Below are 25,870 nucleotides of genomic sequence, written 5' to 3'. Positions count from 1 at the left end.
GTCGGCGCGGCCCGCTCGCCGGGAGCCCGTCGCGTGCGGGCCGCACCGGGGACGGCGGCCGTCCACTTCGGGGACCGGCATCGGCGGGCGGTGACGGACCGGTCTCAAAAAGTCACCGCACGCCCCTCGTGGCAGTGATGTGTCGTACCCCACACTGGGTGGCGGTGTCTGAGTCCTCGGAGCGCGGCCGGCCCACGCCGAGCGGGCCTCGCACCCCGCGGATCCGCTCGACGCGTACGGGACGGACGGCGGCCCGCCGGCCGCTCACGTCCCGCTGCCGCACGCCCCCCGAACCGGCAGCGATCACCCTGGAGGTCGCCCCCGTGCAGACCCAGACCCAGACGTCGGCCGACGTCGTCGCGCAGGTCCCTGCACGGAACCGGGGCGATCTCCGCCCCGGAACCGAAGCCGCGGCCCAGGCGCGCACGGGAGCCGAGAACCAGGCCGAGGCCGTGACGGAGCCCCCCGACGAGGCAGAGACCGGCGCCGGGGCCCAGCCCGAGGCCGACGCCGAGGCCCAGTTCGCCGAGCCCGACGTCCTCGTCGAGGACCCGCCCGACGCCCCCGAGACGCCCGACGCGTCCGAGCGCCGGCGCAACCCCCGGGCCGACGCCTCGGGTCCCTCGTCCGACCTCTTCCGGCAGTACCTGCGCGAGATCGGCCGCATCCCGCTCCTCACCGCCGCCGAGGAGGTGGACCTCGCCCGGAAGGTCGAGGCCGGTCTGTTCGCCGAGGAGAAGCTGCGGTGCACCCCCGACCCGGACTCCCGGCTCGCCGTCGACCTGGACCGGCTCGTGGTCATGGGCCGCATGGCCAAACGCCGTCTGATCGAGGCGAACCTGCGGCTCGTCGTGTCCGTCGCCAAGCGGTACGTCGGCCGCGGCCTGACCATGCTCGACCTCGTCCAGGAGGGCAACCTCGGCCTCATCCGCGCCGTGGAGAAGTTCGACTACGCCCGGGGCTACAAGTTCTCGACGTACGCGACCTGGTGGATCCGCCAGGCCATGTCCCGCGCCCTGGCCGACCAGGCCCGCACCATCCGCGTCCCGGTCCACGTGGTCGAGCTCATCAACCGCGTCGTACGGGTCCAGCGCAGGATGCTCCAGGAGCGCGGGTACGAGCCGACCCCCGAGGAGGTCGCCGCCCACCTGGAGCTCACCCCCGAACGCGTCGGCGAGATACTGCGCCTGGCCCAGGAGCCGGTGTCCCTGCACGCCCCCGTGGGCGAGGAGGACGACGTGGCGCTCGGCGACCTCATCGAGGACGGCGACGCCGCCTCGCCCGTGGAGTCCGCGGCCTTCCTGCTCCTGCGCGAGCACTTGGAGGCGGTGCTGTCCACGCTCGGCGAGCGCGAACGCAAGGTCGTCCAGCTCCGCTACGGCCTGGTCGACGGCCGCCCCCGCACCCTGGAGGAGATAGGCCGCCTCTTCGGCGTGACGCGCGAACGCATCCGCCAGATCGAGTCCAAGACCCTCGGCAAGCTGCGCGACCACGCCTTCGCGGACCAGCTCCGCGGCTACCTGGACTGAGCACGGCCGCCCGGGGGCCCCGGGCGGCCGTCCTGGTCCCACGAACTCCGTCAGGAGCCGTCGGCCGTCCCCGCGGCCGGCTCGTCCCGGTTCTTCCTGCGGGCGTCGACCGTGGCTCCGATCCCCACGCCGACGCACATGCCGCACGCGATCCCGGTCGCCAGGTTGTCGAGCAGCAGCGCCCCGAAGGCCACCCCGAACGTCATCCCGAGCGACAGCCCGAGAGCGATGCCCGAGACCGGGCCCCTGGTCCCGGCCGTCCCCTCGCCCGCCCCCGCGTCCGCCGGTTCGTTCCCCGCCGTGTTCGCCGTGTTCTCCGTCATGGCCGGTCAGTCCACTTCTGCCACCGCCTGAGCGAACTGCGCGGCGTACAGGCGCGCGTACGCGCCCCCGGCCGTCAACAGCTCCTCATGCGTCCCCTGTTCAACGATGGACCCATTCTCCATCACCAAGATCACGTCGGCGTCCCGGATCGTGGACAGCCGGTGCGCGATCACGAAGCTCGTACGGCCGTGGGCCAGCCGTGCCATCGCCTTCTGGATCAGGACCTCCGTCCGGGTGTCGACCGAGCTCGTCGCCTCGTCGAGGACCAGGATCACCGGATCCGAGAGGAACGCCCGCGCGATCGTGATCAGCTGCTTCTCGCCCGCGCTGACCCCCGACCCGTCGTCGTCGATCACCGTGTCGTACCCGTCCGGCAGCGTCCGTACGAAACGGTCCGCGTGCGCGGCCCGGGCCGCCTCCTCGATCTGCTCGCGGGTGACCTCGCGGGACGCCGGCGCCCCGTACGCGATGTTGTCGGCGATCGTGCCGCCGAACAGCCAGGTGTCCTGGAGGACCATCCCGATGCCCGAACGCAGCTCCTCCCTGGCGACCTTGGCGACATCGACGCCGTCCAGCAGGATCCGGCCGCCCGTCACCTCGTAGAACCGCATGAGCAGATTGACCAGGGTCGTCTTGCCGGCGCCGGTCGGCCCGACGATCGCGACCGTCTGCCCCGGCTCCACCGTGAGCGACAGGTCCTCGATGAGCGGCTTCTCCGGCTCGTACCGGAAGGACACCTTCTCCAGGACCACCCGGCCCGCCGGAGCCGGCGCCGACGCACCGGGAGTCCCCGGTGACGGCAGCGCGGCCCGCTCCGGGCCCGCCACGTCCGGCTCCTGCTCCCGCGCGTCCAGCAGCTCGAAGACCCGCTCGGCGGAGGCGACCCCCGACTGCACGAGGTTGGCCATCGACGCGACCTGCGTCAGCGGCATGGAGAACTGCCGAGAGTACTGGATGAACGCCTGCACGTCACCGATCGACAGAGCGCCCGACGCCACCCGCAGACCGCCCACGACGGCCACCAGCACGTAGTTGAGGTTGCTGACGAAGAACATCAGCGGCTGCATGACCCCGCTGATGAACTGCGCCCGGAACCCGGCTTCGTACAGCGCGTCGTTCTGCTCCCGGAACGCCTGCGCCGACTCCTCCTGCCGCCCGAAGACCTTCACCAGCGCGTGGCCGGAGTACATCTCCTCGATGTGCGCGTTCAGCTTGCCGGTCGTCCGCCACTGCCGCACGAACTGCGGCTGCGACCGCTTGCCGACCTTCGCCGCCACGACCACCGACAGCGGTACGGTCACCAGCGCCACCAGCGCCAGCAGCGGCGACACCCAGAACATCATCACCAGCACGCCCACGATGGTCAGCAGCGAGTTGATGAGCTGCCCCAGCGTCTGCTGCATGGTCTGCGAGATGTTGTCGATGTCGTTCGTCGCCCTGCTGAGCACCTCCCCGCGCTTCTGCCGGTCGAAGTACCTCAGCGGCAGCCGCGACAGCTTCGCCTGCACGTCCTCGCGCATCCGGAACACGGTCCGGTTGATGATCCGGATCGACAGCCGCGTCGCCACCAGCATCAGCAGCCCGGCGCCCACGTAGACGGCGAGCGCGACCAGCAGTACGTCGCCGACCGCCCCGAAGTCGATGCCCCGGCCGGGCGTGAACGCCACCCCCGAGAGCATGTCGGCGAGTCCGCCGTCGCAGTCCGCCCGCAGGCGCTCGACGACCTGCGCCTTGCTGCCGCCGTCCTCCGTCTGCCGGCCGACGACGCCGGCGAAGACCAGGTCGGTCGCCCGCCCCAGGATCATCGGGCCGACCACCGACAGCCCGACGCTGAGCACGCACGCCGCGAGCATCCACCACAGGGCGACCCGCTCGGGAGCGAACTGCCGCAGCAGCCGCTTCCCCGACCCCTTGAAGTCCATCGACCGCTCGGCCGGCGCTCCGCCGGCCATCATGCGTCCACCGGGCCCGCTCATGCCGCCTCAGCCTCCGTCAGCTGGGAGAGCACGATCTCCCGGTACGTCGTGTTGCCCGCCATCAATTCGTGGTGGCGTCCCGTGCCGACCACCCGGCCCTCGTCCAGCACCACGATCCGGTCGGCGTCGCGGATCGTCGACACCCGCTGGGCGACGATCACCACCGTCGCGTCGGCCGTCTCCCGCCCCAGCGCGGCCCGCAGCGCCGCGTCGGTCGTGTAGTCCAGCGCGGAGAACGAGTCGTCGAACAGGTAGACCCGGGGCCGGCGCACCAGCGTCCGCGCGATCGCCAGACGCTGCCGCTGGCCGCCCGAGACGTTCGTACCGCCCTGCGAGACGGGCGCGTCGAGCCCGCCGTCGAGCCGTTCCACGAACTCCCTGGCCTGCGCGACCTCCAGGGCGTGCCACAGCTCCTCGTCCGTGGCGTCCGGCTTCCCGTACCGCAGGTTGGTCGCGACCGTCCCGGAGAACAGATAGGGCTTCTGCGGAACCAGCGACACGGTCTTCGCCATCAGCACCGGATCGAGGGTCCGTACGTCGACCCCGTCCACCAGCACCTGGCCGCCCGTCGCGTCGAACAGCCTCGGCACGAGCCCGAGCAGCGTCGACTTCCCGCTGCCCGTCGACCCGATGATCGCCGTGGTCTCGCCGGGACGCGCCACCAGGTCGACGTCCCGCAGCACCGGCTCCTCGGCGCCCGGATAGCGGAACTCCGCGCCGCGCAGCTCCAGTTGCCCGCGCCCCCGCAGCTCCCGTACCGGCTCCTTGGGAGGAACGACGCTCGACGCGGTGTCCAGGACCTCCTCGATGCGCTCGGCGCACACCTCGGCGCGCGGCACCATCATGAACATGAAGGTGGCCATCATCACGGCCATCACGATCTGCATCAGGTACGCGAGGAACGCGGTCAGCGCCCCGATCTCCATGCCGCCGGCCTCGATCCGGTGCGCGCCGAACCAGACCACCGCGATGCTGGAGACGTTCACGACCGTCATGACGACGGGGAACATCAGGGCCATCAGCCGGCCCGAGGACAGCGACACGTCCGTCAGCGCGGTGTTCGCCTCCCGGAACCGGTCCTTCTCGTACGCGTCCCGTACGAACGCCCTGATCACACGGTTGCCGGTGATCTGCTCGCGCAGCACCTGGTTCACGGTGTCGAGCCGCTCCTGCATCGTGCGGAACAGCGGCCGCATGCGCCGCACGATCAGGCCCACCGAGATCCCGAGCACCGGAACGACCGCCAGCAGCACGCCCGACAGCGGCACGTCCTGGCCGAGGGCCATGACGATGCCGCCGACGCACATGATCGGCGCCGACACCATCAGCGTGAACGCCATCAGCACCAGCGTCTGCACCTGCTGCACGTCGTTCGTCGTCCGCGTGATCAGCGAGGGGGCCCCGAAGTGCCCGAGCTCCCGCGCCGAGAAGCTCTGCACCTGGTCGAAGACGGCGGCCCGCACGTCCCGGCCGAGCGCCGCCGCGGTCCGCGCGCCGTAGTAGACGGCGCCGATGTTGCAGACGACCTGGGCCAGGCTGACGGCGATCATGACGCCGCCGAACTCCAGGATGTAGCCGGTGTCCCCGGCGACGACACCGTTGTCAATGATGTCCGCGTTGAGGGTGGGTAGATAGAGGGTGGCGGAGGTCTGGAGCAGTTGCAGCAGGACCAGCAGGGCGACGGGTTTCCTGTACGGGCGGAGGTGGGCCCGCAGAAGTCTGATGAGCACGCGGAGTCTCTCGGTGTCGGCAAGATCGGGGTTCCGCCCATCCTCCGCCACCGGGCCCCGGCATTTCCAAGGGATTAACCCATCGCCGGGTCACGTTCCGCGGCGCCCAGGCGGCTCACGCCCCGCCGAACGCCCCCGGGTGGATCTGGTCCCGGGTCGCCCCGTACTGCTGGCGCACCGCCTGGCCCACGGCCAGCTCGTCACCGGGCTCCAGCACCTGCGCCGCCGCGCCCAGCCAGGCCGGCGGGGTGTGAGGGGCCAGCGTGCCCCGCGACACGCCGAGCGCCCACGCCGCCTGCCGCGCCGCGCCCAGCGCCGCGTACTCGGCGGGCTGCGGCACGACCACCTGCGTGCCGAAGATCGCGGGCGCCGCCGCCTGTACGGCCGGCAGTTCGGCGGCGGCCCCCAGCAGGAACACGCGCCGCACCTGCACCCCGCGGGCCCGCAGCACGTCCAGGGCGTCGGCCAGGGAGCACAGCATGCCCTCGAAGGCCGCCCGCGCCAGATGCTCCGGCTTCATCGACTCCCGCCGCAGCCCGCTCAACGTACCGGCGGTGTGCGGAAGCTGCGGCGTGCGCTCCCCTTCGAGGTACGGCAGGAGTACGAGCCCGTACGACCCGGGCGACGACTTCAGCGCCAGGTCCGAGAGCCCTTCGAGGTCGGTCCCCAGCAGATCGGCCGTGCCGCGCAGCGCCCGGACCGCGTTGAGCGTGTGGACGACCGGCAGGTGCATTCCGGTGGCGTCCGCGAACGAGGTGATGAGCCCGCTCGAATCCGCCAGCCCCTCGTGGTGCACGGCCATGACGGAGCCCGAGGCCCCGAGCGACACCACGGCGTCCCCGACCGCCACGCCGAGACCGAAGGCCGCGGCCATCGTCTCGCCGGTCCCGGCGGAGATCAGCAGGCCCTCGGGGGTGGTTCCGGCGGCCTCGGCGGGACCGATCACCTCCGGCAGCGCGGCCTGGTGCCCGAGCGCCAGCTCCACCAGGTCGGGCCGGTAGGAACCGGTCACGGCCGACCAGTAGCCGGTCCCCGACGCGGCGCCCCGGTCGGTGGTCCGGCGGACCGGCCGGCCCAGCAGCTGCCACACCAGCCAGTCGTGCGGCTGCATCAGGGCGGCGGTGCGCTGCGCCGACTCCGGTTCGTTGCGCGCCAGCCAGCGGAGCTTGGCGACCGGCTGCGCGGCCTGCGGCACGCAGCCGACGGCCTCCGCCCAGACCTGACGCCCGCCGAGCGCGTCGACCAGATCGGCCGCCGCGACCTGGGCCCGCTTGTCGTTGCCGAGCAGCGCCGGACGTACCGGGGAGCCCTGCGCGTCGAGCGGGACGAGTCCGTGCTGCTGCGCCGACACGCCGATGGCCTGCACGCCCTCCAGCAGCCCGCCGGCCGCGGCCTCGCCCAGTGACAGCAGCCACACCTGCGGATCGGCCTCGGTGGCCTTCGCCTCCACCGGGTGGGGTGCGTACCCCTGCCGCAGGACGGCACCCGTGTCCGCGTCGCACACGACGATGCGGGTGGAATCTGACGAACTGTCCAAACCGGCGACTATCCCCATGTCACAGATTCTGCCGCATCCGGCACAGGAAACGCGCCGGACCGGTACGGACCGGGCCCGGCGCGCCTGTGGGGGCCGGCTAGGTGTTGGTCGTACCCCAGTCGTCGGCCTCGGACGCCTGACCGCGCTCGCGCAGGGAGCGGACGCGCTCGGTCACCGAGCCGGGGATCCGGTCGCCGACCTTGTCGCTCACGGTGTGGAACGCCTTGTCCGCGAAGTCGCGGCCGTTGTGGGCGGCGGACTCGGCGGCGTTGCGTACGGCGGGGTTCTGGGCGACCTGCCGCGCCGACTTCTTCAGCTGCTCGTAGCGCTCACGTCCGGCGCGGGTCCCGAGCACGTACCCGAGGGCCAGTCCGGCGATGAATGTGAGCCGATAGCGCATGGCTGTCACCCTTCTCTTGCGTCGGCGGTCCCCCGGGGCCGGGGCTGTTTCGGACCGCGGGGCTGTGCTGGCCGCCTACCCCGGGGCGCCCGTGATCAGTCGGGGCGATACCGATTGGCGGAGCACCCCCCTGCTTGCGCTAATGTATGTGTCGCAGCGAGCACACGCCCCCCGGGACGCCATCCGGTGGGTACGTTCGGTGCAACGCAGCAATCCCCTGTAGCTCAATTGGCAGAGCAGCCGGCTGTTAACCGGCAGGTTACTGGTTCGAGTCCAGTCGGGGGAGCGCGATCCCCTGTAGCTCAATTGGCAGAGCATTCGGCTGTTAACCGGAGGGTTACTGGTTCGAGTCCAGTCGGGGGAGCGGCAAGAAAAAGGGCCCCTCAGGGGTCCTTTTTCGTTTCTCCCGCAACCGCGCAGGCGGCAGCGCTGTCCTCTTGGGCAGGCGTAGCCGACCACCCGAGGCAGGAGATCGTATGAGCGGCTATGCTGCGGCAGACGGCGCGCACAAATGTGCGCGACGCGCCGTTAGGGGCGGTAGCTCAGCCGGTTAGAGCAGCGGACTCATAATCCGTCGGCCGTGGGTTCGAGTCCCACCCGCCCCACTCGATCGCAGGTCAGAAGAAACGTTCTGGCCTGCGACTGCGTTGACGGCCCACCTGTGCGGGCCCGGCTCCGGGCGACACCGTACGCCCCATTGCCCCGGGCGGGCGGCGATCAGGCGGTGGCGGACACGTTCGTCAGCAACTGCCCCATGGCGGCGAGCACTGAAGGCTCGACGCGGTAGTACACCCACGTCCCGCGCCGCTCGGAACTGAGCAGGCCGGCCTCCTTGAGCTTCTTCAGGTGGTGGGAGACGGTCGGTTGCGAGACGCCGACGTCGGAGATGTCGCAGACGCATGCCTCTCCGCGCTCGTGCGAGGCGACCGCCGAGAACAGCCGCAGCCGTACGGGATCGCCGAGCGCCTTGAACATCTTCGCCGCACGCTCCGCCTCGTCCGCGCTGAAGGGGCGTTCGGTCAGCGGCGGGCAGCACGGCGCCGCCCCCGGCTCGGCCTCCAGGATCGGCAGCATCTTCGTGTTCGACATGCGTCTATGTTGACACATGTCTAAGCAGCGGGAGCGGGAGTGTGGCGGTCCGTGCGCGGTGGGGCAGTCCGTGCGCCATTTCGACGCGCGTCTATGTTGACGCTTGTCGAATCAAGTGCCAAGCTGGCAACGCCACCACATCGACAGACGTCGAATCACCAAGGAGTCGCCGTGAACGCGCCCGCCCTCACCGACCATCCCGTCATCGTCGTCGGCGCCGGCCCGACCGGCCTGGCCGCCGCCGCCCACCTGGCCGAACGCGGCATCGAGGCGCTGGTCCTGGAGGCCGGCCCGGCCGCGGGGGCCGCCGTACGGGAGTGGTCGCACGTCCGCCTCTTCTCCACCTGGGGCGAGCTGACCGACCCGGCCGCCGAGAAGCTCCTCGCCCCGACCGGCTGGAGCAGGCCCGACGCCGCGGCCTACCCGACCGGCGGTGACTGGGCCGAGCTCTACCTCCAGCCGCTCGCCGACGTCCTCGGGGAACGCGTCCGCTACGGCGCCACGGTCACCGGTGTCTCCCGGGCCGGCCGCGACCGCGTCGTCGACGCCGACCGCGACGCCCAGCCCTTCGTCGTCCACGTCACCGGCGCTGACGGCCGGCAGGAGCGCCTGTTCGCCCGCGCCGTGATCGACGCCTCCGGGACCTGGACCACTCCCGGACCGGCCGGCGGCAGCGGACTGCCCGCCCTCGGGGAGAAGGACGCGGCCGACCGCGTCGCCTACCGCGTCCCCGACCTCGGCGACCCCGCCACCCGGGCCCGTTACGCCGGCAGGCGCACCGCCGTCATCGGCTCCGGCGCCTCCGCCTTCACCGCTCTCGCCTCGCTGGCCGCTCTCGCCCGGGCCGACGACGGCCACGGGACGCGGGCACTGTGGATCCTGCGCCGCGGCATCTCCGGCTCCACCTTCGGCGGCGGCGCCGCCGACCAGCTCCCCGCACGCGGCGCACTCGGCCTCGCGGCCAAGGCCGCCGTCGACGACGGACACGCCGACGCGGTCACCGGCTTCCGCACCGACGCGATCGAGCGCGCCGCCGACGGAAGCCTCATCCTGGTCGGCGAGGACGGAAGACGTCTCGACGCCGTGGACGAGGTCGTCGTACTGACGGGCCTGCGTCCCGACCTGTCCTTCCTCTCCGAGGTCCGCCTGCGCCTCGACGAGCGGCTCCAGGCACCGGTGGAGCTGGCGCCGCTGATCGACCCCAACCAGCACTCCTGCGGCACGGTCTACCCCCACGGCCACCGGGAGCTCTCCCACCCCGAACCGGGCGTCTACCTCGTCGGCATGAAGTCGTACGGCCGCGCCCCTACCTTCCTTGCCCTCACCGGTTACGAGCAGGTCCGCTCCGTCACCGCCGCCATCGCCGGCGACCTCGCCTCGGCCGACCGCGTGGAACTCACCCTGCCCGAGAGCGGCGTCTGCGGCGGCGCGGGACTCTTCGACGAGTCCGCGAGCGGTACGGAGGCCGCCGCCGGTGGCTGCTGCGCCCCCGAGCCCGCCCTGCTCCAGCTCGGCGCGGTGCCCGTCGGCGCCGTCGCGGCGGCCGAGCCGGCCCCTGCCGAGCGGCAGGCGGATGCCGGCGGCTGCTGCGGCTCGTGACAGACCTACGCCTCCCCGAGAGCGGGGCCGCGGCCGGCACGGGGGACCGGTCGCGGCCCCGCGCGGCACTGCCCGCCCTGTGCGCCACGCAGATCACCGGCTGGGGCGTCCTCTACTACGCCTTCCCGGTGCTGAACCCCCGGATCACCGCGGACACCGGCTGGTCCGCCTCCGCGACCACGGCGGCGTTCTCGGCGGCCCTGCTCGTCTCCGCCGTCGCCGGGATCCGCGTCGGCCGCGTCCTCGACCACCGCGGCCCGCGCACCGTCATGACCGCCGGCTCCGTCGTCGGAACGCTCAGCCTCGTCGTCGTGGCGACCGCCCCTCACATCGCCGTCTTCACGGCCGGCTGGCTGCTCGCCGGGCTCGCCATGGCGTCGACCTTCTACCACCCCGCCTTCGCCGCGCTCACCCGCTGGTGGGCGCCGGACCACGTCAGGGCGCTCACCCTCGTCACGCTCGCCGGCGGCCTCGCCTCCACCCTCTTCGCGCCCCTCACGGCGGCACTGGCCGGCCAGCTGTCGTGGCGCGCCACCTACCTCGTACTCGCCGCGATCCTCGCCCTCGTCACCGTCCCCGCGCACGCGTTCGCCCTGCGCGCCCCGTGGCCACCGGCGCCACCGGCGCCGGCCCACCTGCCGCGCAGCGCCGGCGCGGTGGCGCGCAGCCGCCCCTTCCGCACGCTGGCGGCGGCGTTCACGCTCTCCGGGTTCGCGATGTACGCCGTCGTCGTCGCCCTCGTACCGCTCCTGCTCGAACGCGGCTACACCCCGGCGCAGGCCGCCTGGGTCCTCGGCGTCGGCGGTGTCGGGCAGACCGCCGGCCGCACGCTGTACGCGGCCGTCGCCCGCCGCACCGCGCCCACCACCCGCACGACGGCGCTCATCGCGCTCGGCGGCGTCACCACGCTCGGCATCGCGCTGACACCCGGCCCGTACGCCCTGCTCATGGCGCTGTCCGTCGCGGCCGGCATGGTCCGGGGCAACCTCACGCTGCTTCAGGCCACCGCCGTCACCGACCGCTGGGGGACCACCCACTACGGCCGGCTCTCCGGCCTCCTCACCGCACCCGCCAGCGTCGCGGCGGCCCTCGCCCCCTTCGCCGGCGCCGCGCTCGCCGGGCGGCTGCACGGCTACTCCGTACTCTTCCTGGCCCTCGGCGCGGTGTCCTTCGCGGCGGCGGCGCTCGCCGCCGGCAGCTCCCCGCCGACCGGTGCGGGCGGTCCCAAGACAGGCGGTTGAGCAGAACTCGCACCGGTCGGCGGGCGCGGCCCTTTCGTGTCCGGCGTCAGAGCGGGGCCTCCCAGGCGAACGTCGTCCCGCGCCCACCCGCGGGCGTCTCGCCGTCGTCGCTCACCGTCAGCCGTACGGCCGCCCGCCCGTCCCGCGACCTCGCCCGGGCGTCGATCTCCACCCGCACCCCGGTGACCCCCGCCCGCCGGTGCGCCGCCGCGAGCGCGCCGCGCAGCGCGGCCGTCAGGCGCAGGCCCACGGGCTCCGGGACGAGGGCGTCCACCGGGCCGGTGAAGCGCACCGAGGGCTGGAAGCCCAGCAGGGTGGCCGCGCCGGCCGTCTCGCGCAGGACCCGGCCCCGGAAGGTGGCGGGCGCGTCGGCCGGAGGCTGCTGAAGCGCGAAGATCGCGGTCCGTACCTCCTGGATGGTGGAGTCCAGCTCGTCCACGGCCGCACCGAGCAGCTCGTCGAGGTCCGGCTGCGCCGAGGCCCGCCGCCGGGTGGACTCCAGCATCATCTCGGTAGCGAACAGCCGCTGTACGACCAGGTCGTGCAGGTCGCGTGCGATCCGGTCGCGGTCCTCGAACACCGCGAGCCGCTTCCGGTCGTTCCTGCTGTCCGCCATGACGAGGGCCAGCGCCGCCTGCGAGGCGAACTGCGAGGCGAGCAGCCGCTCGGCCGCCGCGTAGGGAGGGCCGCCGCGCCGCCTCGGCAGGGCGAGCGTCCCGATCAGCCGGCCGCCGCTGCGCAGCGGCAGCATCATGCTCGGCCCGAACCGGGTGCGTACCCGCGTCGTCATCCGCTCGTCGGTCGCCGCGTCGTCGACGAACACCGGCTCCCCGCCGAGCAGTTGCTCCAGTACCGGGCTGCCGGGCTCGATGACGGCGCCGATCAGGTCGGCCGGGTCGTCGTGGGTGGAGGCGGCGACGATCTCCATCCCGCCCTCGGGCGTCGGCTGGAGGATCACGCCCGCCGAGGCGCCGGCGAGGACACGGGCCTTCTCGGCCACGGTCGTCAGCGCGTCCTGCGCGCTCGCGCCGGCCAGCAGGGCGGTGGTGACGGCGGCGGCGCCCTCGATCCAGCGCTCCCGGCGGCGGACCGTCTCGTACAGCCGGGCGTTGCCGATCGCGATGCCCGCCTGCGAGGCGAGCACCCGCAGCAGCGCGAGGTCGTCCGTCGTGAAGCCGGACGCCCCGGCCTCGCCCCGCTTGCCGGTCAGGTACAGATTGCCGAAGACGTCGGTGTCCACCCGGATCGGGACGCCGACGAAGGACTTCATGGCGGGGTGCCCGGGCGGCAGACCGGCCGAGCGGACGTCGGCCGAAAGGTCGGGGACGAGCAGCGGCCGCCGCTCCCGCACGAGGTGGCCGATCAGGCCGGAGGCGCCGTCGGGAAGCCGTCCCACCCGCTCGTGCGCCGCCTCGTCGACGCCCGAGGTGAACAGCTCGCTGACGCCGCCGCGCTCGGGATCGAGCACGCCGAGCGCGCCGTACCGCGCGCCGGCCAGGGCGGTGGCCGTGTCCACGATGTGCTGGAGGGTGACGCGCAGGTCGAGGTCGGAGCCGATGTCCAGAAGGGCCTCCAGCAGCGCCGGCAGCCGGGGCGCCGGGCCGGCGCCGTCCTCCCGGTTCACCCGCCGCCCCGTACGCGCCGCACCGCTCAGCCCGAGCCGCTGACCGGTTCGAGGCTCATCGGCTGGACCTTGCCCTCCAGCATCGCCCCGAGCCCGAGCACGGAGCAGACGTCGGGCCGCTCCGCGATGTGCACCGGCATGCCCGTCGCGTCGCGCAGCATCTGGTCGAGGCCCGGCAGCAGGGCGCTGCCGCCGACCATCATGATGCCGCGGTCGGCCAGGTCGGCGACCAGGTCGGGCGGGCAGTCGCGCAGGACCTTCCCGATGCCGTCGAGCACGGCCGTGAGCGGGGTGTGGATGGCCTGGCGCACGGCGGCGGTGTCGACGTGCACCGAGCGGGCGAGGCCGGTCGCCACGTCACGGCCGTGGATTTCGGTGGACGCGGGGCCCTCCGCCGTCAGGCCGTTGCCCCGCAGCGCCAGCTGGAGGGGGCGTACGGACTGGCTCGGCAGCATCAGCTCGTGCTCCTGGCGCAGGTGCTGGATCACCGCGTGGTCGATGGCGTTGCCGCCGATCGGGATCCGTTCGGCGGTGACGATCGAGCCGAGCGAGAGCACCGCGACCTGCGTGGCCGCCGCCCCGCACACCATGATCATCGTGGCCGAGGGCTGCTCCACGGGCAGGCCGCAGCCCACCGCCGCGGCGATGAGGGTGTCGACGAGCTCGACGCGGCGCGCGCCGAGACCGATGAGCGTCTCGACGGCCGCGCGCCGGGCCAGCGGGTCGCTGTCGTGCGGCGTGCACGCCGCGGCGCGCAGCCGCGGCTTGCGGCGGAGCTGGCGGCGCAGCTTCTCCCCGATGAGGTGGCGCAGCATGCGCTGGGCCATCTCGATGTCGACGACGGTGCCGCCCGAGACGGGGCGTACGACGCGGATGTAGTCGGGCGTACGGCCCGTCATCTGTTCGGCGAAGGCGCCGACGGCGATGAGCGCGCCGGTGCGGGTGTTCACGGCGGCCACACTCGGCTCGTCGACGACGAGCCCCACACCCTTCACGAAAACCCGGGTCCTGGCGGCCCCGAGATCGACGGCGATATGGCAACGGCGCAACTGCTCAAGACTGACGGTCACGGCAGGTTCTCCCGAGAGCGCTGACGGACCGGCGGATGCCGGTCCTGCTTCGCATCGTGCGGCGGCCGGTGGCCGTCCGCGCGCTGGGTGGGCCGGTCGGGCGTACGAGCTGACGCCCTGCCAGGAGCCGTGCCCCGACGCGAGGCGCGGCGGCGGCCGGTGGCGGGCGGGGAGCGGCGAGGTCATGGACCGTCAGGAAGGGATACGCGTTGCAGCAGTCCCCAGGTGAACTCCGCGACGCAGGGTTTGCCGCCGGGCAGCGTCAGTGCGAGCCGCCATCGAGTGGGCGCGGTCCCCTCCATCGGCCGCGCCGGCGGGAAGGCGCGGGCCGCCTCGTCGACGGTGCACGACCACGGGCGCAGGTCGTCCGCCGTACGCAGGACGGGGCCGGGCGCACCGGGGGCGGGGACCAGCCACTCGTTCCACACGGCGCCGCCCGGCGCGGTCGTCACCTCGAAGCGCAGGCCGGGCCAGAGCGGCACCGGCCAGGCCAGGGCGTCGCACTCCAGGTCGCCGATGCTGCGCCGTACGGACGTCTCGGGCGGCCCCAGCACCGAGCGGTAGCGCGCCGCGGAGCCGCGGGCGCGGGGCGAACGGACCATGGCCTGCCAGCGGCGGTTCGCCTCGCGCATCTGCCCGAGCGTCACGCCGAGCTCGCGGCGGGCGTCCTCCACGAGGTCCGGCTGGTGGTCGGCCATCCGGCGCAGCAGCACGAGCTGGAAGTCGAGCGGCCCGAAGCGATGCGTGCCCGTGTTCATGGCCCCATCCTGCCCCGCCGCACCGACACACCGCGGAACGGACGCTTCCACACAGGATCCTCACACCTCGGGCTCCCGATGGTGACCCTGTGACGCATAACCTGCGGGCGCCATGGACTACTGCTACTCCTGCCGCAGGCACCTCAACGGCGCTCTGGCCTGCGCCGGATGCGGAGCCCCCGTCGGTGAACTCGGCCGCACCGCGCCCGACGCGTACGACACCCGCCCGTCCGGGGGCGGCGCCGACGCGTACGGCGGCCACGCTGCCCACGGGGCGCACGGTGTCCATGGCGCGCACGGCGGCCACGGGGCGCACGCTGTCCATGGCGCGCACGGCCACGACCAGAGCGGTTACGACGGCCACGCGGCGTACGGTCCCGCCGGGACGCAGGGCGACGACCACGGCCACCACCTGCCGGACGCCGGGCCGGACACCTACGACGGGCCCGACGCCTACGGCGTACCGGACGCCTACGCCGGGCCCGACGCCCCCGACGGCGACGACGCACTGGACGACGACGCGTCCGACGACGCCTCGCCGCCCGCCTCTCCCGGCCGCGCCGCCCGCCGTACGGAGCGCGGTCGCGGCGGCCGCAGGGCGCACCGCCGCCGGGGGCGCAAGATGGCGATGGTGGGCATGGGGCTGGTGCTGGCCGGCGGTGCGCTGAGCCTGGCGGAGCTCGCCACCGAGTCGGGCGGCGAGGGATGGATCTCCCGCGCGGTGCACGGCGAGGGGGACGGCGACGGGGAGGACGGCGGCGAGGGCGGCCCCGGCGACCCGTCCGCGACCGGCGGCGCGGGCGCCGGGGGTGCCGGTGCGGGCGTGGGCGCGGAGGCCGGCCCCTCGGCGTCCGGACGCAGTGCCTCCGCCTCGGCCTCGGCCTCCGCCTCGGACAGCGGTTCGCCTTCCGCCAAGCCGTCGAAGTCCGCCTCCGCGAAGGCCACCGGCACCGCGGGCGCCACCGCGTCGGACGAGGAGTCGGCCCCCGGCGAGGCTCCCCAGGAGCCCGGGGCCGAACCGTCCTCCGCCCCCGCCCCCGCGGAGCCGCCGCCGCCCCCGCCGCCGGCCTCGTCCGCGGACCCGGCCCCGCCCCCGCAGCCGACACCGGAACCCACGCCGACCGAGGACGAGTGCGACCGGTTCCTGTGGTGGTGTTCCTGAGGGAGCCCCGGTTCCTTTGGTGGTGTTCCTGAGGGAGCCCCGGTTCCTTTGGTGGTGTTCCTGAGGGAGCCCCGGGCGGTCAGCTCCCCAGCATCCGCCTCAGCAGGTCGCGCAGGGCGGTGCGCTCGTCGTCGGACAGCTCGCCGAGCGGCTCCCGCGCGAAGTCCAGCGACTCGCTCAGTCTCGCCGCGGTCCGCCGCCCGTCCTCGGTGGCGGCGGCGAGTTTGACGCGCCGGTCAGCCGGGTCGGGCCGCCGCTCGACGAGGCCGCGCGTCTCCAGCCGGTCGACGATCCCCGTGATGTTCGACGGCTCGCACTTCAATTTCCTGGCTATCCGCCGCATGGGCAGCGGTTCGACGGAGAGCAGACTCAGCACGCGCGCCTGGGCGCCGGTGAGGGCGTGCTCCGCCGCCGCCTCGTCGTACTCCTGGTGGTAGCGGGAGACGACCTCGCCGATCAGCTCGACGACTTCGAGAGTCAGGGGGTCGGTACGCGGCGTCATGGGGCCCATCGTACCGATTTACTTGACAATCTGAAATATCCAGGAGCATGGTTGTTTCAGTACCTGAAGCTTTTCCAAGGAGGTCGCACCGCATGACCGCACTGCCCACGACCGGCCGCTCCTGGCACCTCGTCGCCCGTCCGCACGGCTGGCCCAAGCCCGAGGACTTCGCGCTGCGCGAAGCCCCGGTGACGGAGCCCGGCGAAGGCCGGATACTGGTCCGCAACCTCCACTTCTCCGTCGACCCCTACATGCGCGGCCGCATGAACGACGTGAAGTCGTACGTACCGCCGTTCAAGCTGGACCAGCCGATGGACGGCGGCGCGGTCGGCGAGGTCATCGCCTCCGCCGACGAGCGCTTCGCCGTCGGCGACCACGTCCTGCACGGGCTCGGCTGGCGCGAGTACGCCGAGGTCCCGGCGAAGCACGCCACCAAGGTCGACGCCGCGCTCGCCCCGCTCTCCGCCTACCTCGGCGTCCTCGGCATGCCGGGCCTCACCGCGTACGCGGGCCTCTTCGAGGTCGCCTCCTTCAAGGAGGGCGACGCGGTCTTCGTCTCCGGCGCGGCCGGCGCCGTCGGCAGCCAGGTCGGCCAGCTGGCGAAGCTGCGGGGCGCCTCCCGCGTCATCGGGTCGGCGGGCTCCGACGAGAAGGTCAAGCACCTGATCGAGGACCTCGGCTTCGACGCCGCCTTCAACTACAAGAACGGCCCGGTCGCCGAGCAGCTGCGCGAGGCCGCTCCGGACGGCATCGACGTCTACTTCGACAACGTCGGCGGCGACCACCTCGAAGCGGCCATCGGCTCCCTGAACGTGCACGGCCGCGCGACCATCTGCGGCATGATCGCCCAGTACAACGACACCGAGTCCACGCCGGGACCGCGCAACATGGCGCTGATCATCGGCAAGCGACTGCGCCTCCAGGGTGTGCTGGTCGGCGACCACGCCGCGCTCCAGCCGCAGTTCGTCCAGGACGTCTCGGCCTACATCCGCTCGGGCGAGCTGAAGTACAGCGAGACGGTCGTCGAGGGCATCGAGAACGGCTACGACGCCTTCGTGGGTCTGCTCCGGGGCGAGAACACCGGCAAGATGATCGTTTCGCTCACCCGATAGGCTCACCCCCAGCCGCCGCGGTCGTGGGCGCGAGTCGCGGCGTACGAAGCAGGAGGAATGCCTCAGCATGACCATTCTCGACATAGACGTGAAGTACACCGCTGTCGCCACCGCCGAGAACGGCCGTGACGGCCGCGTCGCGACGGACGACGGCAAGCTGGACGTCGTCGTCAACCCGCCGAAGGAGATGGGCGGCAGCGGTGCCGGCACCAACCCGGAGCAGCTGTTCGCCGCCGGCTACAGCGCCTGCTTCCAGGGTGCGCTGGGCGTCGTGGCGCGCAAGGAGAACGTCGACGTCTCGGGCTCGACCGTGACCGCCAAGGTCGGCATCGGCTCGAACGGGAACGGCGGCTTCGGCCTCGAGGTCGCGCTCTCCGCGCACATCCCGAACGTGGACGAGGCGACCGCCCTGGCGCTGCTGGAGAAGGCGCACCAGGTGTGCCCCTACTCCAACGCGACCCGCGGCAACATCAAGGTCGACCTGGCCGTCGTCTGACGTCCGGACGCGACGCGCGGCGTCCCGTCGCCGCGTACCGCTTCGCGTGACAACGAAGGGCCGCACCCCGCACGGGGTGCGGCCCTTCGCCGCTCCTCAGCCCGCCGCGTGCAGCAGGGCCCGGCCGACCTGCGCGAACACACCCTTCGGGTGCGCGCGGAACAGCGGCTCCGTGCCGAAGAGCACGACGGGCGCGCCCTTCGCCGACGTACCGCTGACGACGGCCGCCCGGCCGGCCGCGTCCAGCGGACCGCCGCCGCCGTCCCGCGCCGCACGCCAGTGGCCGGACACGAGCGGGCTGCCCGCGCCGTACGACTGGTCGACGCGCACGCCCGGACCCAGGTCGGTGAACCACACCGGGGAGTAGACGAAGGTGTGCGCGGGCGCGCCGCCGGTCACCGCGCCGCCCGCGTTGACGACCCGGACGACGCCGTTGGCGTCCCCGTTGCCCTCGACCGGCTTCACCGCCAGCAGACCCGCGTCGGCGTTGAGCGCGGCGCCCGCCGCGCCGCGCCCGACGAGGCCGCCGCCACCGGAGAGGAACGCGTCCAGCGCGCCGCGCGCCGCCGCGTCGAGCTTCCCGTACTCCAGGCCGCCCGACACGAACAGCACGTCCGCCCGGGACCAGTCGAAGCCGGCGTTGAGCGCCGCAGTCGACACCGGGACGACGTCGAAGCCCATCTCCCGCAGCGCCAGCAGCTCGCCGGGCGCCACCGCCGCCGCCACCCGCGTGCGGTGCAGCGGGGCCACGCCCCCGGCCCTGGTCGCGTGGAACGCGACGCCGTGCCGCTCGGCGAGCACGGCGGCCTTCTTGCGGGCCGAGGCGGGCACCAGCGCGCTGCCGTCGGCCGTACGCCGCACCCGGACGCCGTCCCGCAGCAGGGAGTTGAGCGCCGCCAGCTCCCCGGGGTCGTCGAGCCGCAGCCGCAGGTCGCCGCGCGGCGCGACGTACCCGGCGGACGGGGCGGCACGGACCGCGTGCCCGGGTACGCCGAGCCGGCCGGGACCGGCCTCGCGCACCTCCTCCACGCTCGCGCCCCACAGCAGCCCGAGGCTCCAGCCGGATATGTCGTACATCGTCGAGACGTCCGCGCTGATGTCCCGGCCCGCGGCCAGGATCACGTTGGCGAGGCCCCGCTTGGGCTGCCGCATGTCGACCACGTACGAGCCCGCCTCGTACGACCGCCCGCCCAGCAGGAAGTCGCGGTGCGCGCGGGCCACGCGCACGTCGTTGGCGACGAGGTGGCCGACGAGCCGGGCCGCCGCCGTCGCGGAGCGCTGGCCGCGGCCCGCCGGGACGACGTACGCCCGGGGGAAGTCCGTCGTGTAGACGTCCTCGGGACCGATGCCGGGCACGCCAGGAACCGTCTCGGGGGACACCGGCACCTGCGCCGCGCCCGCCGCGCCGCGCCGGAACGTCTCGATCTGGTCGGCGACGACCGCGGACCGGTGGCGGGCCGTGTAGTCGAGCGTCGCGCGCATCGCCGCGCCCGCGATGTCCGTGTTGACGGCGGCCCTGCGCCGCAGCTCCGCCACCGGCAGGGTGTCGTACGCCCGGTTGTTGACCTGGAGCGGGAACTCGATCGTGTGCGCCGCGACCGCTCCCTGGAAGGGCATGTACTGCGGCGTGAAGATCGGCGGCCAGTCGTCCCAGCCCTCCTCCTGGTCGCGGAACGGGATGACGGCGGGTTCGACACCGTCCTCCGCGGCCGTGTAGCCGAGGCCGTTGACGGCCTCCTCCATGCCCAGCGCGTTGGCGTAGGAGTTCTTGAGGAACAGGTCGTACTCGTAGTTCTCGCCGTGCGGCGGGGTCGTCGGCTCGATGAGCGTGCCGTTGACGTACCCGTGCAGGTCGATCATCACGGCCGGCTGCTTGTCGACGGCGATCCGCCGGATCGCGCGGGTCTCGGGCTGGGTCGCGGTGATGAAGTCCCGGTTCAGGTCGAAGCCGTTGGCGTTGGCACGGGTGCCGGCGATCCGCCCGTCGGGGTTGGCCGTGATGTTGAGGTGGACACGGGTCTTCGCCAGCAGATCGGCGGTCTTGCGGTCCTTGGCCTTCGCCAGCTCCTCGACGAGCCTCAGGGCGGCGTCCGTGCCCTCCCACTCGTTGCCGTGGATGTTGTTGTTGATGAAGACCGGTGCCTTGTAGGCGGACTTGAGGCGCCGGTCCCCGGCGGCGGCCGACGGCGCGTTCTCGATCAGCTCCCGCATCCGCTCCTGCTCGCGGGCCTGGCGGTCGCTCTCCGGCGCGGTGACCGTCACCAGGTACAGCTCGCGCCCGCCGGCGGACTTGCCTGCGATCTCGACGCTGACCCGGTCGCCCAGCTTCTGGAGCGCGTTCAGCTTCGGAGCGAGGGAGTGGTACGGCGCGAGCCCCAGCCTGACGGACTTGTCGGCCGGGTCCGGCGCGGGCGGCGTCAGGTGCGTACGGCGCGGATACCCGCCGCCGTGCCGCTGCCCGGTCCCGGCCCGGCCGGAGTCGAGCGCCCGCGCGGCGGCCCCCGCCGGGGTGCGGGCCGCCTGCCCCTGATCGGCGGCCCGCTCCCGGTGCACCCCGTCGCCGCCGCCCGGCGGTCCGGGGCGGGCGAGGGCGGCGACGGGGGAGAGCAGGAGTGCGCTCGTCATGGCGGCGGCGGTGATGAGGAGCGGTCTCGGTATACCAGTGCCCATGCGTGTCTCCGGGTGCTCGGAAGCGATCAGAGGTGGTGATCGTCGTGCAGGGTCTACCGGGTGAATCACCCGGCGGCAAGGGGGCGTTGAGCCGCCCCTGCCCGACGGCGTGGTGGCGGCCGACCGGGAAAAGGGGGAGCCGCGAACCGCTCGCCTTCTGTACGGTCCACCTGTGCCGCCACGACCCCCTGCCCTGAACCTGACGCGCCTGCGCGACGACCACGCCCCTGCCCTCCTCGCCTTCGAGCGGGAGAACCGCGCCTACTTCGCCCGGTCCGTGCCCGACCGCGGGGACGACTACTTCACCCGCTTCGCGGCCCGCCACGCCGCGCTGCTCGCCGAGCAGGACGCCGGAGCGTGCCACTTCCACCTCCTGCTCGACGACGACGGCGCGGTCCTGGGCCGCGTCAACCTGGTCGACGTCGAGAACGGCAGCGCCGACCTCGGCTACCGCGTCGCCGAACGCGTCGCCGGCCGCGGCCTCGCCGTCGCCGCCGTCCGGGAGATCCGCTCCCGTGCCGCGAACGAGTACGGCCTCACGGCGCTCACGGCCGCCACCACGCTCGGCAACGCCGCCTCGCGCGCGGTCCTGGCCCGCACCGGCTTCGTCCCGGTCGGCGACATCGACCTGGGCGGGCAGCCGGGTACGCGGTATCGGCTCCGCCTGGACCAGTGGATAGGCTGATCCCATGCGTGATCTCGGGGTGGGCTTCGGTTATCTCATGAAGGGCCAGCGCTGGGTCGCCCGGCACGGCAAGTCCTACGGTTTCGGACTTCTGCCCGGCCTCGTGACCTTCGTGCTGTACGTGGGCGCCCTCGTCGGGCTCGGCCTCGGCGCCGACGACCTCACGGCTTGGGCCACGCCCTTCGCCGACGGCTGGGGCTCGCCGTGGCTCGGCCTCTTCCGGGGCGCGCTGACCGCCCTGCTCTTCGCCCTGGCGCTGTTCCTCGCGGTGATCACCTTCACCGCCGTCACGCTGCTCGTCGGACAGCCCTTCTACGAGGCGCTGTCCGAGCGCGTCGACCGCTCGGTGTCCCCCGACGGGACCGCCCCCGAGTCGGACCTCCCGCTGATCCGCGAACTGTGGATCTCCGCCCGCGACAGCCTGCGCGTCCTGGCCCGGGTGCTGCTCTACGGCGTCCTGCTCTTCGCCTGCGGCTTCATCCCCGTGATCGGCCAGACCGTCGTCCCGGTCGCCGGCTTCTGCGTCTCCGGCTTCTTCCTCGCGCAGGAGCTGACGTCGGTGGCGCTCCAGCGCCGGGGCATCGAACTGAAGGAGCGGCTCACGCTGCTGCGCGGCCGGCGCCTGCTCACGCTCGGCTTCGGCGTCCCGATCACCCTCGCCTTCCTCGTCCCGCTGGTCGCCGTGTTCCTGATGCCCGGCGCGGTGGCCGGCGCGACGCTGATGGCGCGCGACCTGCTGGAGGAGCCGTCGGCCGACGCGGACGACGTCGTGGCAGGCGACATGGTGACGCCGCCGCCCGCTACGGCGTAGGCACCTCGGCCAGCACCAGGCCCGCCTCGTCCCGCGCCGCCTCGGCCACCGCCGTACCGTCCGGCCCCCACACCGCGCTCAGGCCGCAGGCGTCGTACGTCCCCGCCGGGCCCACGTGGTTGGCGAGGACGACGTACAGCCCGTGGTCCTTCGCCAGAGCGGGATACACCGCCAGGCGCTCGCGTTCGCCGTCGCCCCTGCCGTACAGCGAACTGGCCAGGTAGAGCGTGCACGCGTCGGCTGCGGCCCGCTCGGCGAGTTCGGGGAAGTGGTTGTCGAAGCAGGTCGCCGTCGCGCACCGCACGCCGTCCAGCTCGAACCGGCCGTCGCCCGCGCCGGGCGCGAAGACCTCACGCTCGCTCTCGTACAGATGCTGCTTGTCGTAACGGGCGAGCGGCGTGCCGTCCGGGCCGACGACGAAGGACGTGATCGCGGGACGGTCGCCGCCGTCCACCGCAGGCGCCGCGCAGTTGACGAGGGCCGCCGTGGCCGTCTCGCGGCAGGCCGCCGCGACCGGTTCCAGACGCGGGTCGCCGGCCGTGACGAGCAGCGAGGGGTCCCGGGCGATGAGTTCCGGCTCGTAGCCGGTCAGCGCCAGTTCGGCGAAGACGGTGAGCTGGGCGCCGCGCGCGGCGGCCTCCCGTACGTACCCGGCCATCCGGCGCGCGTTGGCGCCGACGGAGCCGGCGACGGACGTGAACTGCGCCGCTGCGACGATCATGCGGCCCATTCTGCACCGCCGAAAGTGCCTACGGCGAAAGGCACTTGATCACCGGTGGCCAGTCCGCGAGCATCGCACCATGACAGAGATCGCGGCAGTGGCCGTCATCACCCTGCTCGCCGTCATCAGCCCGGGCGCCGATTTCGCCATGGTCGTCCGCAACAGCTGCCTCTACGGGCGTACGACCGGACTGTTCGCCGCCGCCGGAGTCGCCGCGGGCGTCCTGGTGCACGTGACGTACACGATGCTCGGCGTCGGCCTGCTGATCGCCTCCTCGACCGAACTGTTCACCGCCATCAAGCTGGCGGGTGCGGCCTACCTCGTCTACATCGGCGTGCGGACCTTCACCGCCCGCGCCGACCTCACCGTCGACCTGGGGTCGAAGCCGGAGCTCGGCCCGCTCGGCGCACTGCGCTCCGGCTTCCTGACCAACGTCCTCAACCCCAAGACCACCCTGTTCGTCGTGTCCACCTTCACCCAGGTCGTCGGCCCCGGGACCCCGGTGTGGCAGCAGGCCGGCTACGGGCTCTTCATGTCGGCGGCGCACCTCGGGTGGTTCGGCGCGATCGCGCTGTTCTTCTCCGACTCACGGCTGCGCACCGCCATGCTGCGCCGCCAGAAGGCGCTCAACCGCGCGATCGGCTCGGTGCTGGTGGGCCTCGGCGTCACCCTCGGCGTCGCCCGCTGAGCCCGCTGCTGCCCGCCGAGCCGCGCCCGAGGCCCGCTGAGCCCGATCCCCGCGCCCCGTGGGCCCGTCAGGAGGCACCCGCCGCCACCGTGACGACCGCCCGTACCTGCGCGACGATGTCCAGCCGGTTGCGGACGAACTCCGGGTCGGTCACCTCGGTGGTGTTGCCCGCGCCGAACTGGAGCACCGGGGTGTGCACATGCCCGCCGGGCAGCTCGGGCAGTCCCAGCCGGTCGCGCAGCAGCGTCGCGCGGTAGGCGATCTCGTTGGAGAGGTAGTCGCCGCCGCCCCCGGCGCGTGCGGTCGAGCCCGGCGTCGGGCCTCCCGGCCGGACCACGGGGGTGGTGGAGCCCGCCGGTATCTCGGTGACCGACGTGTTGTCGTACACCGGGAAGCGGCCGGTGTCCGCCGCGACGATCTCCCGGTACGGGAGCGTGGTGGTGGTCCACTGCGGCTGCGAGCCGGGATCGCTCACCGGAACGGTCCCCGTCCGCGACACGTTCTCGTTGTCCCCGAAGCCCCCGCGCCAGGCCCCGTTGTGGCGCTCGACGTCGATGCGCCCGACCCTGCCCTGGCTTACGGTGGTGAACAGGTCGAGGTGCGGCAGATGGGGGCGCAGGGCACGCTCCACCGTGCCGTCGGCGAAGTCCTGCCACCGAACGGGGAAGACGGCCGTCTCGATCCGCGCGGGGCCGTCGGCCGTCCGCACGACCGTGCCGTCCAGCGCGAGCGCCGTCGCGCCCGACGGATTGCTGATCCGCACGTCCCGGTCCAGCGTGAACGGGTCGAAACCGGTGACGAGCACCCGCTTCAGGCCCTTGGCCCCGCCGTCGTGCCCGGCCCCGGCCCCGGCCGCCCCCGCCCCTGACGGGAAGCGGATCGTGTCCTGTCCGCGCGACGAGCGCTCCAGCCGGTCCAGCAGCTTCGCCCGCGCCGCGTCCGTCAGCGCGAACGGCGCCTGCCACTGCCGCAGTTCGCGGGTCATGCCCAGCCGCGACCAGTACAGCGGCCGGTCGTCGTCCCGGCTGAGGTCCCCGCCCGCCGGTCCCCGGCCCTGCGCCCGGTCGACGGCCCGCCGCCACAGCCGCGTCCCGTGCCGTACGACGGCCTCCTCGGCGGCGGCGTACGACCGCGCCCCGCCCAGCGCCTCGCCGAAGTCCGCTGCCACGGAGTCGAATCCGCTGCGCCGCAGGATCTCCTGGGGCGCCGCCCGCTCCAGGCGCTGCTCCTCGACACCCGCCGCCGCGGCGGTCGGAGCCGCCGCAGGCCCGGCCGCCGCGGCGGGCAGCGCCCCGAGCAGCGGGGCGAGGGTGAGGAGTGCGACGCCGGCCGCGGTGTGCCGGGCGCGCGTCGGACGTGCGGGGCGTATCGGGGACACGGTGATCCTTCCGTCGGGTGGCGGAAGTATCCCGGTACGCGTGGGGCTCGCGCTACGGGGCGGGTGGCCGGCGCAGCAGGGCAAGGAAGTCGCGGAAGGCGGCCGGCATGTCCACCGAGCCCGGGTCGAGCAGCCACTGGTACTGGAGCCCGTCCATCACCGCCACCAGCAGCGGCGCGGCCTCCTCCGGCGTGAGCCCGCCGGGCAGCGCGTCGCCGTACTCGCCGCGCAGCGCCGCCGCCGTCCCCTCGCGGACCTGGGCGTACCGCCGGGTGAAGAACTCCCGCGCGGGGTGCTCCTCGGTGACGCTCTCGCCGAGCAGCGCGGAGAAGGTCTGCACGATGCCGGGGCGCATCGCGTTGTACTCCACGAGCGAGTCGAGCAGATCCAGCCGCCAGGCCCCGGAGCTGCGCCCGGAGCCGCCGGTGTCCCACTGGTCGCGCTCCTCCAGTACGGCGACCAGCAGGGCCTCCTTGGTGGGGAAGTAGTGCAGCAGCCCCTGCTGCGTCAGGCCGACCCGTTCGGCCACGGCGCTCAGCGACGCCCCGCGGTAGCCGCGCTCGGCGATCACTTCGAGCGCGGCGCGGAGAATCTCCGCCCGCCGCTCCTCGCTCCTGGCCCTGGCCATCGTCCCGGTTCCTTCCCTCGTACGTGCTGGCAGGACGGTACGCCATGGCCGATTATCACGTATGCATAACGAACCCTACCGCTCTACAGGTAAACCCGTGACGATGGAAGGGCGAGTGACCCCACAGGACTTCAACGAGG

The 25,870-nt window shown here is 73.4% G+C and carries 23 protein-coding genes and 3 tRNA genes; 12 read left to right on the top strand and 14 right to left on the bottom strand.

Features of this window, described 5'->3' with window-relative positions:
- The first annotated feature begins 323 nt into the window (after window positions 1-323).
- Window positions 324-1,529: an RNA polymerase sigma factor gene (locus ACWGH0_RS11420; RefSeq protein WP_453403935.1), complete on the top strand. Its 1,206-nt coding sequence runs from the start codon at window positions 324-326 to the stop codon at window positions 1,527-1,529.
- Window positions 1,530-1,579: 50 nt separating this feature from the next.
- On the opposite strand, the gene ACWGH0_RS11415 is transcribed toward ACWGH0_RS11420, so the two are convergent.
- From ACWGH0_RS11415 to ACWGH0_RS11395, 5 genes are all read right to left on the bottom strand, one after another.
- Window positions 1,580-1,852, bottom strand: coding sequence for a hypothetical protein (locus ACWGH0_RS11415; protein ID WP_453403934.1), 273 nt, complete (start codon window positions 1,850-1,852; stop codon window positions 1,580-1,582).
- A 6-nt stretch (window positions 1,853-1,858) separates the two neighbouring features.
- Complete coding sequence (locus tag ACWGH0_RS11410) at window positions 1,859-3,829, bottom strand: ABC transporter ATP-binding protein (protein ID WP_453403933.1); 1,971 nt, start codon at window positions 3,827-3,829, stop codon at window positions 1,859-1,861.
- Window positions 3,826-5,559 (bottom strand): ABC transporter ATP-binding protein, encoded by a 1,734-nt coding sequence (locus ACWGH0_RS11405; protein WP_453403932.1) that lies wholly within the window; start codon window positions 5,557-5,559, stop codon window positions 3,826-3,828. Before ACWGH0_RS11405 ends, ACWGH0_RS11410 begins: the two co-directional genes overlap by 4 nt.
- Window positions 5,560-5,674: 115 nt before the next feature.
- On the bottom strand, window positions 5,675-7,114 hold the full coding sequence (locus tag ACWGH0_RS11400) for an FGGY family carbohydrate kinase (protein ID WP_453403931.1): 1,440 nt from the start codon (window positions 7,112-7,114) through the stop codon (window positions 5,675-5,677).
- A 79-nt stretch (window positions 7,115-7,193) separates the two neighbouring features.
- Window positions 7,194-7,496, bottom strand: a complete 303-nt coding sequence (locus ACWGH0_RS11395; protein WP_453403930.1) for a YtxH domain-containing protein — start codon at window positions 7,494-7,496, stop codon at window positions 7,194-7,196.
- Window positions 7,497-7,709: 213 nt separating this feature from the next.
- On the opposite strand from ACWGH0_RS11395, the gene ACWGH0_RS11390 reads away from it, so the two are divergent.
- The 3 genes from ACWGH0_RS11390 (at window position 7,710) to ACWGH0_RS11380 (ending at window position 8,101) form a co-directional block, all read left to right on the top strand.
- Window positions 7,710-7,782: transfer RNA gene (locus ACWGH0_RS11390), tRNA-Asn, on the top strand.
- 5 nt (window positions 7,783-7,787) lie between these two features.
- Window positions 7,788-7,860: transfer RNA gene (locus ACWGH0_RS11385), tRNA-Asn, on the top strand.
- Between the two features lie 167 nt (window positions 7,861-8,027).
- Window positions 8,028-8,101, top strand: a tRNA-Ile gene (locus ACWGH0_RS11380).
- A gap of 112 nt (window positions 8,102-8,213) precedes the next feature.
- On the opposite strand, the gene ACWGH0_RS11375 is transcribed toward ACWGH0_RS11380, so the two are convergent.
- Window positions 8,214-8,585, bottom strand: a complete 372-nt coding sequence (locus ACWGH0_RS11375) for an ArsR/SmtB family transcription factor (RefSeq protein WP_453403929.1) — start codon at window positions 8,583-8,585, stop codon at window positions 8,214-8,216.
- A gap of 171 nt (window positions 8,586-8,756) precedes the next feature.
- Here ACWGH0_RS11375 and ACWGH0_RS11370 point away from each other — a divergent pair, with 171 nt between their 5' ends.
- Together ACWGH0_RS11370 and ACWGH0_RS11365 are read left to right on the top strand one after the other, a co-directional pair.
- Complete coding sequence (locus ACWGH0_RS11370) at window positions 8,757-10,184, top strand: FAD-dependent oxidoreductase (protein ID WP_453403928.1); 1,428 nt, start codon at window positions 8,757-8,759, stop codon at window positions 10,182-10,184.
- The gene (locus tag ACWGH0_RS11365) at window positions 10,181-11,425 is read left to right on the top strand and encodes an MFS transporter (protein WP_453403927.1); all 1,245 of its coding nucleotides are present in this window, start codon (window positions 10,181-10,183) and stop codon (window positions 11,423-11,425) included. Before ACWGH0_RS11370 ends, ACWGH0_RS11365 begins: the two co-directional genes overlap by 4 nt.
- Before the next feature lie 46 nt (window positions 11,426-11,471).
- On the opposite strand, the gene ACWGH0_RS11360 is transcribed toward ACWGH0_RS11365, so the two are convergent.
- From ACWGH0_RS11360 to ACWGH0_RS11350, 3 genes are all read right to left on the bottom strand, one after another.
- The gene (locus tag ACWGH0_RS11360; RefSeq protein WP_453403926.1) at window positions 11,472-13,049 is read right to left on the bottom strand and encodes a sensor histidine kinase; all 1,578 of its coding nucleotides are present in this window, start codon (window positions 13,047-13,049) and stop codon (window positions 11,472-11,474) included.
- Window positions 13,050-13,075: 26 nt separating this feature from the next.
- On the bottom strand, window positions 13,076-14,119 hold the full coding sequence (gene mreB / locus ACWGH0_RS11355) for a rod shape-determining protein MreB (protein ID WP_453403925.1): 1,044 nt from the start codon (window positions 14,117-14,119) through the stop codon (window positions 13,076-13,078).
- A 182-nt stretch (window positions 14,120-14,301) separates the two neighbouring features.
- On the bottom strand, window positions 14,302-14,877 hold the full coding sequence (locus ACWGH0_RS11350; protein WP_453403924.1) for a hypothetical protein: 576 nt from the start codon (window positions 14,875-14,877) through the stop codon (window positions 14,302-14,304).
- 112 nt (window positions 14,878-14,989) lie between these two features.
- Here ACWGH0_RS11350 and ACWGH0_RS11345 point away from each other — a divergent pair, with 112 nt between their 5' ends.
- Entirely contained in the window at window positions 14,990-16,039 is a 1,050-nt protein-coding gene (locus tag ACWGH0_RS11345; protein WP_453403923.1) for an SCO2400 family protein, read from the top strand.
- Between the two features lie 79 nt (window positions 16,040-16,118).
- On the opposite strand, the gene ACWGH0_RS11340 is transcribed toward ACWGH0_RS11345, so the two are convergent.
- A complete protein-coding gene (locus ACWGH0_RS11340; protein ID WP_453403922.1) occupies window positions 16,119-16,541 on the bottom strand; it encodes a MarR family winged helix-turn-helix transcriptional regulator in 423 nt (140 codons plus the stop codon).
- 92 nt (window positions 16,542-16,633) lie between these two features.
- Between ACWGH0_RS11340 and ACWGH0_RS11335 the strand changes: the two genes are divergently transcribed.
- Together ACWGH0_RS11335 and ACWGH0_RS11330 are read left to right on the top strand one after the other, a co-directional pair.
- On the top strand, window positions 16,634-17,653 hold the full coding sequence (locus ACWGH0_RS11335; RefSeq protein ID WP_453403921.1) for an NADP-dependent oxidoreductase: 1,020 nt from the start codon (window positions 16,634-16,636) through the stop codon (window positions 17,651-17,653).
- 67 nt (window positions 17,654-17,720) lie between these two features.
- Complete coding sequence (locus tag ACWGH0_RS11330) at window positions 17,721-18,149, top strand: organic hydroperoxide resistance protein (RefSeq protein ID WP_453403920.1); 429 nt, start codon at window positions 17,721-17,723, stop codon at window positions 18,147-18,149.
- A 96-nt stretch (window positions 18,150-18,245) separates the two neighbouring features.
- On the opposite strand, the gene ACWGH0_RS11325 is transcribed toward ACWGH0_RS11330, so the two are convergent.
- A complete protein-coding gene (locus ACWGH0_RS11325) occupies window positions 18,246-20,819 on the bottom strand; it encodes a M14 family zinc carboxypeptidase (protein ID WP_453403919.1) in 2,574 nt (857 codons plus the stop codon).
- Between the two features lie 172 nt (window positions 20,820-20,991).
- Here ACWGH0_RS11325 and ACWGH0_RS11320 point away from each other — a divergent pair, with 172 nt between their 5' ends.
- Both ACWGH0_RS11320 and ACWGH0_RS11315 read left to right on the top strand, forming a co-directional pair.
- Window positions 20,992-21,504 (top strand): GNAT family N-acetyltransferase, encoded by a 513-nt coding sequence (locus ACWGH0_RS11320; RefSeq protein WP_453403918.1) that lies wholly within the window; start codon window positions 20,992-20,994, stop codon window positions 21,502-21,504.
- Between the two features lie 4 nt (window positions 21,505-21,508).
- Complete coding sequence (locus ACWGH0_RS11315) at window positions 21,509-22,315, top strand: EI24 domain-containing protein (protein WP_453403917.1); 807 nt, start codon at window positions 21,509-21,511, stop codon at window positions 22,313-22,315.
- Here ACWGH0_RS11315 and ACWGH0_RS11310 read toward each other — a convergent pair.
- The gene (locus ACWGH0_RS11310) at window positions 22,305-23,036 is read right to left on the bottom strand and encodes a carbon-nitrogen hydrolase family protein (RefSeq protein WP_453403916.1); all 732 of its coding nucleotides are present in this window, start codon (window positions 23,034-23,036) and stop codon (window positions 22,305-22,307) included. The genes ACWGH0_RS11315 and ACWGH0_RS11310 overlap by 11 nt on opposite strands.
- A gap of 79 nt (window positions 23,037-23,115) precedes the next feature.
- On the opposite strand from ACWGH0_RS11310, the gene ACWGH0_RS11305 reads away from it, so the two are divergent.
- Window positions 23,116-23,724, top strand: a complete 609-nt coding sequence (locus ACWGH0_RS11305) for a LysE family translocator (protein ID WP_453403915.1) — start codon at window positions 23,116-23,118, stop codon at window positions 23,722-23,724.
- A gap of 67 nt (window positions 23,725-23,791) precedes the next feature.
- Here the strand turns inward: ACWGH0_RS11305 and ACWGH0_RS11300 are convergent, their stop codons facing one another.
- Window positions 23,792-25,102, bottom strand: a complete 1,311-nt coding sequence (locus tag ACWGH0_RS11300; protein ID WP_453403914.1) for a pyroglutamyl-peptidase I family protein — start codon at window positions 25,100-25,102, stop codon at window positions 23,792-23,794.
- A 52-nt stretch (window positions 25,103-25,154) separates the two neighbouring features.
- Window positions 25,155-25,730, bottom strand: coding sequence for a TetR/AcrR family transcriptional regulator (locus ACWGH0_RS11295; RefSeq protein WP_453403913.1), 576 nt, complete (start codon window positions 25,728-25,730; stop codon window positions 25,155-25,157).
- Window positions 25,731-25,870: the final 140 nt, after the last annotated feature.

This window comes from Streptomyces sp. NPDC054887 (assembly GCF_053610585.1).
This window is presented reverse-complemented; position numbering and strand designations above follow the sequence as displayed.